The 13,482-nt window shown below is 71.2% G+C and carries 13 protein-coding genes and 1 pseudogene; 8 read left to right on the top strand and 6 right to left on the bottom strand.

Annotation, left to right across the window (positions count from 1 at the left end):
- The first annotated feature begins 241 nt into the window (after nt 1–241).
- Nucleotides 242–1,135 (top strand): GNAT family N-acetyltransferase, encoded by an 894-nt coding sequence (locus tag QRN89_RS27015; protein WP_290351980.1) that lies wholly within the window; start codon nt 242–244, stop codon nt 1,133–1,135.
- 237 nt (nt 1,136–1,372) lie between these two features.
- On the opposite strand, the gene QRN89_RS27010 is transcribed toward QRN89_RS27015, so the two are convergent.
- Nucleotides 1,373–2,761 (bottom strand): GH1 family beta-glucosidase, encoded by a 1,389-nt coding sequence (locus tag QRN89_RS27010; RefSeq protein WP_290351978.1) that lies wholly within the window; start codon nt 2,759–2,761, stop codon nt 1,373–1,375.
- Nucleotides 2,762–2,933: 172 nt separating this feature from the next.
- Here QRN89_RS27010 and treZ point away from each other — a divergent pair, with 172 nt between their 5' ends.
- The gene (gene treZ / locus QRN89_RS27005) at nt 2,934–4,685 is read left to right on the top strand and encodes a malto-oligosyltrehalose trehalohydrolase (RefSeq protein WP_290351976.1); all 1,752 of its coding nucleotides are present in this window, start codon (nt 2,934–2,936) and stop codon (nt 4,683–4,685) included.
- Between the two features lie 187 nt (nt 4,686–4,872).
- On the opposite strand, the gene QRN89_RS27000 is transcribed toward treZ, so the two are convergent.
- The gene (locus tag QRN89_RS27000; protein ID WP_290351975.1) at nt 4,873–5,460 is read right to left on the bottom strand and encodes an FG-GAP repeat domain-containing protein; all 588 of its coding nucleotides are present in this window, start codon (nt 5,458–5,460) and stop codon (nt 4,873–4,875) included.
- Between the two features lie 107 nt (nt 5,461–5,567).
- On the opposite strand from QRN89_RS27000, the gene QRN89_RS26995 reads away from it, so the two are divergent.
- The 3 genes and pseudogenes from QRN89_RS26995 to QRN89_RS26985 all read left to right on the top strand — a co-directional run.
- Complete coding sequence (locus tag QRN89_RS26995; RefSeq protein ID WP_290351974.1) at nt 5,568–6,590, top strand: Hint domain-containing protein; 1,023 nt, start codon at nt 5,568–5,570, stop codon at nt 6,588–6,590.
- Nucleotides 6,587–7,102 (top strand): hypothetical protein, encoded by a 516-nt coding sequence (locus QRN89_RS26990; protein ID WP_290351973.1) that lies wholly within the window; start codon nt 6,587–6,589, stop codon nt 7,100–7,102. The genes QRN89_RS26995 and QRN89_RS26990 overlap by 4 nt, the downstream gene beginning before the upstream one ends.
- A gap of 106 nt (nt 7,103–7,208) precedes the next feature.
- Nucleotides 7,209–7,489: pseudogene (locus QRN89_RS26985) on the top strand (IS5/IS1182 family transposase); the annotation flags it as partial.
- 106 nt (nt 7,490–7,595) lie between these two features.
- Here the strand turns inward: QRN89_RS26985 and QRN89_RS26980 are convergent.
- The 3 genes from QRN89_RS26980 to QRN89_RS26970 all read right to left on the bottom strand — a co-directional run bounded on the left by QRN89_RS26980 (nt 7,596) and on the right by QRN89_RS26970 (nt 10,711).
- Nucleotides 7,596–8,732: an aminopeptidase P family protein gene (locus QRN89_RS26980; RefSeq protein WP_290351972.1), complete on the bottom strand. Its 1,137-nt coding sequence runs from the start codon at nt 8,730–8,732 to the stop codon at nt 7,596–7,598.
- 245 nt (nt 8,733–8,977) lie between these two features.
- Nucleotides 8,978–9,937 (bottom strand): DUF1444 domain-containing protein, encoded by a 960-nt coding sequence (locus tag QRN89_RS26975; protein ID WP_290351971.1) that lies wholly within the window; start codon nt 9,935–9,937, stop codon nt 8,978–8,980.
- A 192-nt stretch (nt 9,938–10,129) separates the two neighbouring features.
- On the bottom strand, nt 10,130–10,711 hold the full coding sequence (locus tag QRN89_RS26970) for a TetR/AcrR family transcriptional regulator (RefSeq protein ID WP_290351970.1): 582 nt from the start codon (nt 10,709–10,711) through the stop codon (nt 10,130–10,132).
- A gap of 193 nt (nt 10,712–10,904) precedes the next feature.
- Here QRN89_RS26970 and QRN89_RS26965 point away from each other — a divergent pair, with 193 nt between their 5' ends.
- Both QRN89_RS26965 and QRN89_RS26960 read left to right on the top strand, forming a co-directional pair.
- Nucleotides 10,905–11,738 (top strand): oxidoreductase, encoded by an 834-nt coding sequence (locus tag QRN89_RS26965; protein WP_290351969.1) that lies wholly within the window; start codon nt 10,905–10,907, stop codon nt 11,736–11,738.
- Between the two features lie 41 nt (nt 11,739–11,779).
- On the top strand, nt 11,780–12,316 hold the full coding sequence (locus QRN89_RS26960) for an SMI1/KNR4 family protein (RefSeq protein WP_290351968.1): 537 nt from the start codon (nt 11,780–11,782) through the stop codon (nt 12,314–12,316).
- A gap of 30 nt (nt 12,317–12,346) precedes the next feature.
- Here QRN89_RS26960 and QRN89_RS26955 read toward each other — a convergent pair whose 3' ends face one another.
- Nucleotides 12,347–12,982, bottom strand: coding sequence for a nucleoside/nucleotide kinase family protein (locus tag QRN89_RS26955; RefSeq protein WP_290351967.1), 636 nt, complete (start codon nt 12,980–12,982; stop codon nt 12,347–12,349).
- A gap of 78 nt (nt 12,983–13,060) precedes the next feature.
- Between QRN89_RS26955 and QRN89_RS26950 the strand changes: the two genes are divergently transcribed.
- A complete protein-coding gene (locus tag QRN89_RS26950; protein ID WP_290353873.1) occupies nt 13,061–13,453 on the top strand; it encodes a VOC family protein in 393 nt (130 codons plus the stop codon).
- Nucleotides 13,454–13,482 lie beyond the last annotated feature (29 nt).

The following is a 13,482-nucleotide window of genomic DNA, read 5'->3' as shown; positions in this document are numbered from 1 at the left end:
CACCTTCCCGCGTTCCCGGACCTCCTGAGGTGCCGTGCTCCGTGCCCCGCAGCCGGCGTACGGAATAAGGGCTGAAGGTCTCCCGCCCGGGGCGTCTAGCATGCTCGCGACGCCCACGGCCGCTGGAAGGAGGCGAGTGCAGTGCAGACCACACCGTTCCCGCGCTCCCGCCCCGACCGCCCGGCGTCCGTCGTCTGACCGGGAGCGCAGCACCCGTTCCGCAGTCCCGGAGGACATCCTCATGACCGCTTCGACCGGTCCGATCTTCCGCGCGCTCTCCGAGAGCGACGCGCATCTCTTCGACACCCTGCCCGATCCGCTCGGCGTGGGCCGGGCCCTGGCCCGCACCACCCACCGCCCGGAGTGGAAGCGGGTCGCCCTGCGCGACGGGAAGGTCGTCGCACGTGCCGCCTGGTGGGGCGGCCCCGACGACACGGCCCCCGTCAATCTCAACTGGTTCGACGTCGCCGACGGCGAGGAGGAGGCGGGCGCCGAACTGCTGCGCACCTCCCCGTTCCGGGTCGAGTACGAACTGATCCTGCCCGCCACCTGGCGCGAGGACCCCGTGTCCCGGGCCGCCGCCGGGACAAGGCTGCGCACCGCGAAGGCCGCCGGTATGAGCGTCCTCGTGGAACGCTTCCAGTACCGGTGGACGCCCGACTGCGGCCTCCCCGAGCGGCCCGGACGGCTGGAGTTCCGGCCCGAGCCCGACGACGCCGTGTTCCTCGACGTGCTGCGCCGCGTCCACACGGGCACCCTCGACGCCCATGCGCTGCGCGCCATCGCCGAGGGCGGCCTGGACCAGGCCGCCCGGGAGGAGCTGGACTTCATCCACTGGTGCCCGTCGCCGCGCGAGTGGTGGCAGCTGGCCCGCACCCGGGACGGCGACCTCGTCGGTCTGCACATCCCGGCGCACAACCCGTCGGGCCCGTGCATCGGCTTCATCGGCGTCGTTCCGGAGCACCGCGGCAACGGCTACGCGTACGACCTGCTCGCCGAGTGCACGCACTTCCTGGCGGAGCGGGGCGCGGAGTTCATCGCCGGCGCCACCGACCAGGGCAACGCGCCGATGGCGGCCAACTTCGCCAAGGCCGGGCACCCGGTGGTGCAGGAGCGCGTCCATCTCGATTTCTGACCCGGTTCAGTGATCCGGCCGGGGGTGTCCGCGGTCTCGGGGCACCCCCGGCGGAGGGCGGACGCGCCGTGGCCGGCGAGCCCGGCGCGTTCCCCGATCCGGGCGTTCCCCGACCCGGGCGCGTTCCCCGACCCCGGTACGTCCGCGCCCACCTGCGTCCGCGCCCACTACGTCCCCGGCGGGTCCCCCGGCCGGCGACCGCTCCGCTCCGCGGTCCCGATCCGGCCCCGAAACCGGTCAGTCCGCCGGCCGCGCGGCGCGCTGGGCGCGGATGACGTCCCGGTACCACCCGTACGAGGCCTTCGGGGTGCGCTCCAGCGTGTCGTAGTCGACGTGTACCAGGCCGAAGCGCTGCGAGGCGCCCTCCGCCCACTCGATGTTGTCCGTGAGGGACCAGACGAAGTACCCGCGGACGTCGACGCCCTCCTCGACCGCGCGGTGCAGGGCGCGCAGATGGCCGTCGAGGAACGCGATCCGGGAGTGGTCGTCGACGCCGTCGTAGGAGCAGCCGTTCTCCGTGATGTGGACGGGCGGGAGGCGGTCGCCGTAGCGCGCCTTGAGACCGACGAGCAGTTCCCGCAGGCCGTCCGGGACGACGGGCCAGCCGAAGCGGGTCCGCTCCGTGCCCTCGATCTCCCGCAGCCCGAAGGGGAGTTCCGCGGGCATGCCCAGTCCCGCGTAGGACGCGAGCGCGTCGGCCGCGGGGGCGCCGACCAGCATGGGGCTGTAGTAGTTCACCCCGTACCAGTCCAGGCGCTCGGAGATGACCGCGAGGTCGTCGGCGACGGGGCCCGGCATCAGCCCGTCGAAGCCGTCCGGGTAGCGGCCCGTCAGCAGCGGGTCGGAGAACAGCCGGTTGGTGAGCGTGTCGTAGAGCTCGGCGGCCGCACGGTCCTCGTCGCTCTCGCTCGACGGGTGCACGGGTGAGTGCGACACCGCCAGGCCGATGTTGCCGGCGCCCGCGGCGCGCAGGGCCCGGACGGCGAGGCCGTGGGCGAGGAGCTGGTGGTGGGCGGCGGGCAGGGCGTCGAAGAGGAGCTGCTTGCCGGGGGCGTGCTCGCCGAGCGCATAGCCGAGCATGGTGACCTCGGCGGGCTCGTTGACCGTGATCCACATGGGGACGCGGTCGGCGAGGCGCTCGGCGACGACGGCCGCGTAGTCGGCGAACCGGGCCGCGGTGTCGCGGTTCAGCCAGCCGCCGGCCTCCTCCAGGGGCAGGGGGGTGTCCCAGTGGTAGAGGGTCGGGGCAGGGGTGATGCCGTGCTCGCACAGTTCGTCGACCAGCCGGTCGTAGAAGCCGAGCCCGGCGGGGTTCACCGGACCGCTGCCGCCGGGGACCACCCGGGGCCAGCTGACGGAGAAGCGGAAGGCGCCGGCGCCCATTCCGGCGAGCAGGGCCACGTCCTCGCGGTAGCGGTCGTGGAAGCCGGTTCCGCGGGAGGCGTCGGCGCCGTCCTTGATCCGCCCCGGTTCCGCGGCGAAGACGTCCCAGCCGGAGGGGCCCTTGCCGTCGGTGTCGGCGGCGCCCTCCGTCTGGAACGCGGACGCCGAGGCACCCCACAGGAATCCGGGCGGGAAAGCGGGCAGCGGTGTCGCGGAGGGAGGTCTCGTGGAGGGCGTTGTCATGGCGCGGACCCTAGTACCGGCGAGTACGGCGCCTCCAGAGGGCGATGTTGCCAGGATGGGGACAACTGCCGCCGACGACACGACTCAGCCGACACCGGAGTGACGGACGCCGACACGCCGCACGACGGACACCGGCACCACCGACGCCGAGATGACAGGGGATCGATCACCAGTGCTGTTCGAGGTATGGGCACCGCAGGCGCAGGACCGGGTCGACTTGTGGCTGGAGGACACCGAACAGGGGATGGAGCGCGATCCGTCGCGGGAGGACTGGTGGACGGCCGAGGCGGAGGCCGGTGACGGCGACCGCTACGGCTTCCGGCTCGACGGCGGCCCCGTCCTCCCCGATCCGCGCTCCCGCCGCCAGCCCGACGGCCCGGACGGGCCGAGCGCGGTGGTCGCCCCCGACGCGTACGTGTGGCACAGCGACGACTGGCGCGGCCGGGACCTCACGGGCGCGGTCCTGTACGAGCTGCACATCGGCACCTACACCCCCGAGGGCACCCTCGACGCCGCTGCCGCCCGGCTGGGCGAGCTGGCGGAACTCGGCGTCAGCCATGTGGAGCTGATGCCGCTGTGCCCCTTCCCGGGCAGGCACGGCTGGGGCTACGACGGTGTCGCGCCCTGGGCCGTGCACGAGCCGTACGGCGGCCCGGAGGCGCTGAAGCACTTCGTCGACACGGCCCACGGTCTCGGCCTCGGCGTGGTCCTGGACGTCGTCCACAACCATCTGGGGCCGTCCGGCAACCATCTGACCGCGTTCGGCCCCTATCTGACGGACATTCACCACACCCCGTGGGGTTCGGCGATCAACCTCGACGCGCCCGGCTCCGACGAGGTGCGCGCCTACCTGATCGGCAGCGCGCTGGCGTGGCTGCGGGACTACCGCGTCGACGGACTGCGGCTCGACGCCGTCCACGCCCTCGTCGACACCCGGGCGCTGACGTTCCTGGAGGAACTGTCGGCGGCGGTCGACCGGTTCGGGACGGACGTCCGTCGGCCGGTGTTCCTGATCGCCGAGTCCGACCGTTGCGACCCGAGGACCACCGTCCCGCGCGAGGAGGGCGGGCTCGGGATCCACACCCAGTGGAACGACGACTTCCACCATGCCCTGCACACCGCCCTGACCGGTGAATCGCAGGGCTACTACGCCGACTTCGCGCACGCGCCGCTCGGCGCGCTCGCCAAGACCCTCGGCCATGTCTTCTTCCACGACGGCACGTACTCGTCGTTCCGCGGCCGGACGCACGGGCGGCCCGTCGACCTGGTCCGCACCCCCGCGCACCGGTTCGTCGGCTACGCCCAGACCCACGACCAGATCGGCAACCGCGCGACCGGCGACAGGCTCTCAGCGACCCTCTCCCCCGGGCTGCTCGCCTGCGCGGCGGCGCTGGTGCTGACGGGACCGTTCGTCCCGATGCTGTTCATGGGCGAGGAGTGGGGCGCCCGTACGCCGTGGCAGTTCTTCACCGACCACACGGACCCGGAACTCGCGGAGGCGGTACGCCAGGGCAGGCGGCGGGAGTTCGCCGGGACCGGCTGGGCGGCGCGGGAGATCCCCGACCCGCAGGACCCCGCCACCCGGGAGCGCTCCTGCCTGGACCGGTCCGAACGGGACCGTGAACCCCACGCCCGGCTCCTGGCCTGGTACCGCGAGCTGATCGCCCTGCGCCGCGCCGAGCCCGACCTGTCCGACCCGGACCTCGCGGCCGTGCGGGTCGCCTACGACGAGGAGGCGCGCTGGTTCGTCTTCCGCCGGGGCGACGTACGCGTCGCGGCCAACTTCGGCGAGGAACCGGTCACCATCCCCCTGGGCGCCGGGGGCGGGAGGGTCCTGGCCGCCTGGGAAGAGACCGGCCCCCCGGGCCCCGAGGGCGTGCTGGAACTGCCGGGCGAGTCGTGCGTGGTGCTGCACGACGCGTGACGTGGCACGTGTCGTGCGGCGCCTTCAGGTGCGGGTCATTTCGCCATCGCCGACCAACTGCTGGGATCGACGGTAGAAATGCGGGCTGCACGCATCGCAACTCACATACGACTTCGGTGCGTTGCACCTGTTCAGATGGAACGCACCGAAGTCGTAGCGCAGGACCCACCCGCAGCCGCTCATTTGTCTATTGGATGACTGGGGCGGGGGTGGCGATCGGGGTACCGAAGCCGCCGTTGTCGTTGCCGGAGTAGGCGTGGATGTTGCCGTTGGTGTGGATGGCGATCAGGTCGCTCTTCTGGTCGCCGTTGAAGTCGGCTTCGGAGAGCAGTCGCATGTTCTGCCAGCCACTGCCGGTTTTCTTGGCCGTGTGGAAGGTGCCGTTGCCTTTGCCGGAGTACAGGTACAGGTCTCCGCTGTTGTGGACGGCGTAGATGTCGGCCTTGCCGTCTCCGGTGAAGTCTCCGGCGGAGAGCATGCGCATGTTGGTCCAGCCGGTGCTGGACACAGAACCCGAGGCGAAGTTCTTGCCGTTGCCGGGGTAGAAGAAGAGGTTGCCGTTGGTGTGGGCGGCGACCAGGTCGCCCTTCTTGTCGCCGTTGAAGTCGGCGGCGGCGATGAGGCGGATGCCGCCCCAGCCGCTCCCGACGACGGAGGAGCCGGTGATGCCGTTCTTGCCGTTGCCCGGGTAGAGGTAGAGGTTGCCGTTGGTGTTCGCGGCGAGGATGTCGGCCCTGCCGTCGCCGGTGAAGTCGGTGGCCGCCAGGAGGCGCATGCCGGTAGCGCAAGCGTGAAGCGGAATTCGCCGAAGCCGGGCGCCGGGCCGAAGAAGTCCGGAAGGCCGAAGAAGCCCGCAAAGAACCGGGTGCCTGCGGCTACACCATGGTGGCGGGTTACGCCCACCCCAACCCTTGCGAGGAAAGCGACGCCTTCGGCCTCGACGACCTCGCATGGGAGCTCGTGGGCGGCGCTGACATCGAGAAATGCGTCAAGAACCCCTCCTGGGGCGACTGCGCCATGGCAGTCGTCACCATCACCCCCGCCGGCAAACTCAAAATAATCAAGAAGGGCGCAGACGCCGTCGAGGACGCCGTCAAGGGCAACCGCCTGCGCAAGGAATCGAAGGAAGTAAGTCAGGTCACCGAGTGCCTTGCCGAAGAGAAGCACAGCTTCCCGGCGGGCACTCGCGTCCTCATGGGCGACCGCACCACCCGTCCGATCGAGCAGATCAAGATCGGCGATCAGGTCCTGGCAGCCGATCCGGAAACAGGAGAATCCGGCCCGCGCCGCGTCGACGCGACCATCCACACTCCGGACGACCGCGATTTCACCAGCATCACCGTCGACGAGGCCGACGGCGACGGTTCCCTCACGGCGACAGGTCACCACCCTTTCTGGGCGGGGAGTGACGGGAAGTGGAAAAACGCCGCTGACCTCACCCCTGAAGACAGCCTCCGCACCCCCGACGGCGGCACGGCGCGGATCAACGCCGTCCGGCACTGGACCGGCCTCGCGTCTGCCTACAACCTCACCGTCAACGATCTCCACACGTACCATGCTGGCGGGCAACACCCCCGTGCTGGTCCACAACAGCCGTTGTCTGGTCGGCGACATCGTCGGACCTCAGGGAGAAAAGCTGTGGCTGCCCAAGGGGCGCAAGGCCGTTGCGACGGCCACAACCTGAAGGGGTGGTTCTACTGCATCAAGGCATCCGAAGCCTCGGCCAACGGATTCCACAAGACCGTCAGGTACGTGCGCGTCATGGATCCGGGCACCACCGGGCCACATCCGTATCCCAAGGGCTACATCAGCTACCTCAACGAAGCAGGTCAGATCATTCATCCGATAACCGGGGCAGCAAACATGGCCAAGTCCGACCCTTACTGGCACATTCCGATCCCATGACCCTTGTAGAAGACCTCTTCACGTCTCAGGATTACCGGCGGGCTGCGGAGCCCATCAACTGGGACCCGCTAAAGGAACAAGACGCCCTGGACGACGCCCAACTCCTGGACTGCAGGGTGTGTCCGACCGCAAATCGCGCGGCACTGCTGTTCGAGATGCGCAGTGCGTTGTTCTATCCGATGGGAAACTCCGCTCTCCTCGTGGTCCGCGGGCTGCGATCGTTCCAGTGGGACGGGGTGCCACAGCAGCAGAAGCTGATGGCATTCTCAGTGGTGTCCAGCCGCCCTTCGCGGATCACCGACGGCGGTCTGCGACTGGAGTTGGAGTTCTTCCCAGACGGCAAGGTTTCCGTCAGTGGGGACCGTGCGGACTTCTACCTTCTGGAAGCCCACGGGATCCCTGAAGGGCCACCGGGATACCCGGGGCGCAATCTCGATCAAGTCCGGCACGAGCTGCCGTCGTGGAATTCGGACTGCACGGTGTTGCAGTCGGCCACTACAGGCGCCGAGTGACATCGCGTGCGGCCGAAGCGGCTCGCCAAGGTCTTTCTTGGCGAGCCGCTTCTTCGTACCCGGGACTACCCGCAGTCAGAAAACGCGGCAGCGACAAACAAGCAAAGGCATCGTCGGCGCCCTCACCGAATCCGGCATCCAGTGCTGGGCCGAAAAGGGATGCCGAGGTGCCGGCGGCACGGTCCCCATTCCGTGGTGGGGACGATGGGAGGCCCTCTCCGCAGGCCAGCAGGCGGTGAACCGGTCCCACGCGAACTTCCGAGCCCTCGTCGAGAAGGCCGTCGCCCGTAAATCCCGGCGAGCCTCCGCAGACTACGGTGCTCGACCACCCGGATCACCAGCCTCGTCCAGGCCGTCCTCACCCTTCATCTGACCAGCTCAAAGCGAGGTTGGGAAAAGGCTCACGGCCAGCTGCGCCAAAGCCGGCCTGCAGCCACAGACCCCTGACGGTGCCGATCACCTCGACGAAGCCGTGGAACCACCCCGGCGCCCGCTACTCCACGATCGCCAGCTCGCGCGGCGTGTTGTTCAGCCGCCTGCCGCCCGTCCCCGTGACCGTCACGATGTCCTCGATCCGCACTCCGAAGCGGCCGGGGAGGTAGATGCCGGGCTCCACGGAGAAGCACATTCCGGGGACCAGCGGCTGCTCCTCCCCCTCGATCATGTACGGCGGCTCGTGCGTGGTGACGCCGATCCCGTGGCCGGTGCGGTGGATGAAGTACGCCCCGTAGCCGGCGTCGTCGATCACCGCGCGCGCCGCCCGGTCGACGTCCTGGCAGGTGGCACCCGGCCGGACCGCCTCGTACCCGGCCTGCTGCGCCTCGCGCACGATGTCGTGGACCCGCTGCTCCTCGTCGGTCGGCCGGCCGACGTGGACGGTCCGGCTGGTGTCGGAGCCGTAGCCGTGCTTGAGCCCGCCGAAGTCCAGGACGACCATGTCGCCTTCCTCGATCGTGCGTTCACCGGCCTCGTGGTGCGGGTTCGCCCCGTTCGGGCCGGAGCCGACGACGGTGAAGTCCACCTGCGAGTGGCCGAAGTCCAACAGCAGGGCGGCGAGGTCCACGGCCACGTCGGTCTCCTTGCGGCCGGAGAAGCGGACCTTCAGGATCTCGCGGTACGTCGCGTCCGCGGCGGCTCCCGCCGCCTCCAGCCTGGTCAGTTCCCGCTCGTCCTTGACCGCGCGCAGCATGGGCAGGGCCTGGGTCAGCGCGGTGTACGTCGTGCCGGGCAGTTCGCGCTGCATGCCGAGCAGGTGCATGGCCCAGGCGTTGTCGCTGATCCCGTAGCGGCCGCGTCCTTCGAGCAGTGCGGCGGTGACGGCGTACGGGTCCTTTCCGTCGGTCCAGTCGCGCAGTGTGAGCGCGGGCCCTCCGGCGGCCTGCCGCGCGTCGGGGGCCTCCAGGGTCGGGACGACCAGCACCGGGTCCTGTCCCTCGACCAGGACCAGGAACGTCAGCCGTTCGGTCGGCACGGGCTGGTAGCCGGTGAGGTGGACCAGGTCCGGGCCGGGAGCCACCAGCAGACCGGACAGCCCGGCCTCGGCGGCGGACCGGGCGGCCCGGGCCATCCGCGCCCGGTGGTCGTCGGCGGTGAACGGCGCCGGCTGCGCGGACTCGGCGGTGCTGGACATGGGCTCCTCCTGCGGTCGGTGCTCGTCCTGGGCCGGCCGGGTCGGGGTCCCCGGCCGGAGTGGCGGTCCTCGGACCGGCGGGCTCGCGATCCGCCGTCCGGCGCTGTCGGCGCTCTTCGCCGGACGGAGGTCCTCGGTGGTCCGCCGGACCGGGCTCCCGGCCCGGCGGGTGGGGCGTCCACTCCCGGCTGGAGCGGTCCCCACGCGGGTCCCCCGCGCGGGTCCCCGCGCCGGCCGGACCGGGGTCAGTCGTCGCCGGGATGCCGGGCCACGAGCCGTTCCAGCATGTCCTGGAAGTCCGCGCCGACCACGATCCGCAGCCCCTCCCCGTCCTCGTCTCGGTCGCTGAGCTGGGTCAGCGTCCCCGCCCGCCACCAGTAGACGTACGGGGTGATCGCACCCGGTGTGTCGGCGTACCCGGACGCGGCGAAGGCTGCCAGCGCGTTCAGGGACGGGATGACCCCGGCGTCGCGGATGACGTGGAAGGCGATCTGGTGCCGGAACGGCAGCGCGACCAGCGCGCCGTCCTCCGTGATCTGCTGCCCGGTGACCCGGCGGACGAGCGCGTCCAGGACGAGGACGCGGCTGGCCGTGTAGAAGGAGTCGCCGACCACCACCTCCAGGTGCATGCCCCCGGCGTCCTTGATGGTCTCGTGGCCCTCCACGGGGAGCTCCCGCAGATTGGCCATCGCGCGCTCGCGCAGCACCGGTACGTCCCCGAGCGGCTCGAGGGCGTCGTCGGTCAGGATCATCACGCTCTCGGGCAGGTCGAGCGCGAGCACCTCGCTCAGTCCCGGCGCGAGCGCCCGGGCGTAGCGGAACGTTTCCCTGTCCAGGCCCTCGGAGCCGATCACCCGCGGGTACAGCTGGGACCGGATCTGGTCGGGCGGCAGGGTGTCCAGCGCGGAGGGTGCGTCCATGGTGCGCAGCACCATGCCGACGTGGCCGCGGATGACCTTGGGCCAGACGCGGGGGCCGCGCTCGTCGTTGTGGCAGACCGCGGCCAGGTTGCCGAGCCCGAACTGCCGTCCTGCGCTGTCGGTGACGACGTCGGAGTAGACGGTGACCTCCAGGCCCCGTTCGGCGAACGCCTCCCGGACCTGGCCGCGGAAGTGCGAGCCCTCCGCCACCGAGAAGAAGGCGAACTCCGCGTCCCGGGGCGCGTCGTCCCCGTCCCGCTTCGGCCCTCGCCGGAACAGCCTCACGTCGGCCCCCGCTCGTCCTGTGTCGGATCGGATCCTGATTGCTCAGGTGCTGCGTCTGTTCGGTCTTCCTCTGGTGTGCTCACGGGTGTGCTCAGGTTTCGAGCGTACCGACCGCACCACGCGCCCCGCTTGCCAGGCCAGGCCGGCGCCGGGCGCCGGCGGGTCCGGGCCGGGGTCCGGGCCGGTGCGCCGTCAGGCCCCGCCGGTCCCCTCGCGGGCACGGACCGTGAAACCGGCCAGGAAGAGGGTGAGCCAGCGTGACCGTACGGCGGGCCCCTGGTCGGTGGGGGCGGTGGCGATGAGCATCAGGAAGTCGTCGACGGTGACGTCGGGGTGGAGGTCCCCGTCGGCCACGGCGGCGGCGACGATCCGCTTCATCGCGCCCCTGAACCGCTCCTCCTGCTGCTCGGTCCAGTGCGCGGCGCCCAGGGTCTGCGCCGCCGCCTTCACGCTGCGGTCCCGGGCCGCGGCCTCGACCGTGCGCTCGGCCAGGCGGGTGATCTCCGCCATCGCCCGCGAGCCCTCCCCGACCCGTTCGGCAGCGGCCTCGATCTCCCCAGTGATGACCTCGCTGTGCTCGGCGATGACGGCCCCGACGAGGTCCGTCTTGGTCGGGAAGTGGCGGTAGAGCGTGCCCACGGCCACTCCCGCCGCCTCGGCGATGGCGTCCATCGGGACGTCTGGCCCGTGGAGGGTGATCTGCTCGCGCGCGGCGGCCAGGATCTTCGTCCGGTTGCGGACGGCGTCCGCGCGCAGCGGCCGGGAAGCGGCCATCGGGTCCTCCAACTCCGCCAGGGGACGGTCTGTCGTGCTGTCGTGCCGGAGCTCGGCACCGGGCCCGCGGCAAGAACATGAATTCTAGTTCAGGATCACGGACACTCCGCTTGCACAAACATGAACCAGCACTCATGATGATTGTGAGCCTTGGTTCACTTTATTGCCGCCCCTCATCACGAAGGACCCCCTCATGTCCAACAAGGTCGCCCTCGTCACCGGAGCCTCGTCCGGGATCGGCGAAGCCGCCGCCCTGGAACTGCACGCGCGCGGATTCACCGTCTACGGCGCCGCCCGCCGCGTCGAGCGGATGTCCGAACTGGCCGAGCGAGGGATCCGCACGATCGCCATGGACGTCACCGACGAGGACTCACTGCGCGCCGGCGTGGACCGGATCGTCGCCGAGACCGGCCGCATCGACGTCCTCGTCAACAACGCCGGATACGGCTCGTACGGCCCGGTCGAGGACGTCGCCCTGGACGAGGCCCGGTACCAGTTCGAGGTCAACGTCTTCGGCGCCGCCCGGCTGACCCAGCTCGTCCTGCCGCACATGCGCTCCCACCGCAGCGGCCGCATCATCAACATCACCTCGATGGGCGGCAGGATCCACACGCCGCTGGGCGCCTGGTACCACGGCACGAAGTTCGCGCTCGAAGGCTTCAGCGACTCCCTCCGCATGGAGGTCAGGCCCTTCGGCATCGACGTGGTCATCGTGGAGCCGGGCGCCATCCGCACCGAATGGAGCGGGATCGCGGCCGACAGGCTCCGCAAGGTGAGCGGCGGCAGCGCGTACGCCGCGCAGATCGCGTCGATGGCCGGGGCCCTGGAGTCGGAGAGCAACGCGCGCCGGTCCTCGTCCCCTTCGGTCGTCGCCCGCGCCATCGGCCGGGCCGCCACCAGCCGCCGCCCCAGGACCCGTTACGCGGTGGGCATGGGCGCCAAGCCGCTGATCCTTACCCGCCGCGTGCTGCCCGACCGGGCGTACGACGCGCTCATCGGGCGCGCGATGGGCAGCCTCGGCGGCTAGTTCCCGGCGGTGGTGTCAGTGGTGCCGGATACCGTTCCCCCATGATCGAGACGACCCCTGACGACCGCGCCTTCCCGCCCGCCCTGGCCGAGGTGGCCCGCGTGGAGTTCGTGTACGGGGAGGACGGCGAGGGCGTCGACTTCGAACCGTACGACGCCTTCGACTCCGCCGAGGAGACGACCGACTGGCTGCGCCACTGGACCGGCAACCACGAGCTGGACGGCGACGCCTTCCGTCCCTTCGGCCAGGACGGTACCGGCGGCCTCGCCGCCCTATGGTTCGCCCGCCCCGGACAGCCCCTGGCCGAACAGCCCGTGGTGTTCATGGGCTCGGAGGGCGAGCGAGGCGTCGTGGCGGGGAACCTGTCGGACTTCCTCTGGGTGCTGGCCGATGGCATAGGCCCCTTGGAGGCCGTCGAGTTCGGGGAACGAGAGGCACGCCCGAACGCCGACCCGGAGCTGGCCGCCCTCGCCGAGCGGCACGCGACCACCCCTCGCCGCCCCGCAGGGCAGATCATCGACGAGGCCGGGGCCGAATTCCCCACGTTCTCCGACGACATCGACGCACTCTGCCGCTGAGGCGGGCGCCCGCGCGCGCGGCGGCGGCGATCAGTCACCGGGCCCCATCTGCACCGTCAGGTGGGCGCGGTGCCGACCGTGCGCCACCAGCCGGGCGTTGAGCTCGTCGGAGTCGCGGACCCAGCGCTCGGCGCGGGGGCGGTCCTTGCCGAAGCGGACGTGCCGGTCGACGAGCCGGGGCAACCGCACCGCGTCGGGCAGTTCCAGGTACCAGACCTCGTCGAGCAGCGCACGGATCCGCGACCAGGGCCCTTCGTCGTGCAGCAGGTAGTTTCCCTCGGTGACGACGAGCGGGACGTCCGGACCGACCGGGATGCTGCCCGCGACCGGCTCCTCCAGGGTCCGGTCGAAGGCCGGCGCGTACACCGCCGAACCCGCCTCGGGGGCGCGCAGCCGCGTCAGCAGCGCCACGTACCCGGCGGCGTCGAAGGTGTCCGGCGCTCCCTTGCGCTGCGCCCGGCCGAGCCGTTCCAGCTCGGCCCCGGCGAGATGGAAGCCGTCCATGGGGACGAGCACGGCACGCTGCGGGCCCAGGCGCGACACGAGGTCCGCGGCGAGCGTCGACTTGCCCGCCCCCGGTGGCCCGGCGATACCGAGGAGGTGCCGTGCACCGGGGCGGGCGAGCCGTCGGGCACGGTCGGTGAGCTGCTCGATCGACGGGTCCATGCGAGGCATTGTGCACAGCGTCGGCGATACTGGGGCGCCCCCCGAGCAAGGAGATCCGACCCCGTGTCCACCGCACCGCTGCCCCGTATCGCCCTCGTCACGCTCGTCGTCCGTGACTACGACGAGGCCGTCGCCTTCTACCGGGACGCCCTCGGCTTCACCCTCGTCGAGGACACCGACCGGGGCGACGGTACGCGCTGGGTCGTGGTCCGCCCGGGCGGCGGCGCGGGGGGCACGGATCTGCTGCTGGCGCGGGCGAAGGGCGACGAGCAGTCGGCGAGTGTCGGCGCGCAGACCGGTGGCCGGGTCGGCTTCTTCCTCCACACCGACGACTTCGCCCGCGACCACGCCCGGATGACGGCGGCGGGCGTCCGCTTCCTGGAGGAGCCCCGCCACGAGCCGTACGGTTCGGTCGCCGTCTTCGAGGACCTGTACGGCAACCGCTGGGACCTGCTGCAGCCCGCGGAGTAGCCCGGCGACCCGCTGCAGCCCGTGGAGCG

Source organism: Streptomyces sp. HUAS CB01 (genome assembly GCF_030406905.1).
GTDB lineage: Bacteria > Actinomycetota > Actinomycetes > Streptomycetales > Streptomycetaceae > Streptomyces > Streptomyces chengbuensis.
This window is presented reverse-complemented; position numbering and strand designations above follow the sequence as displayed.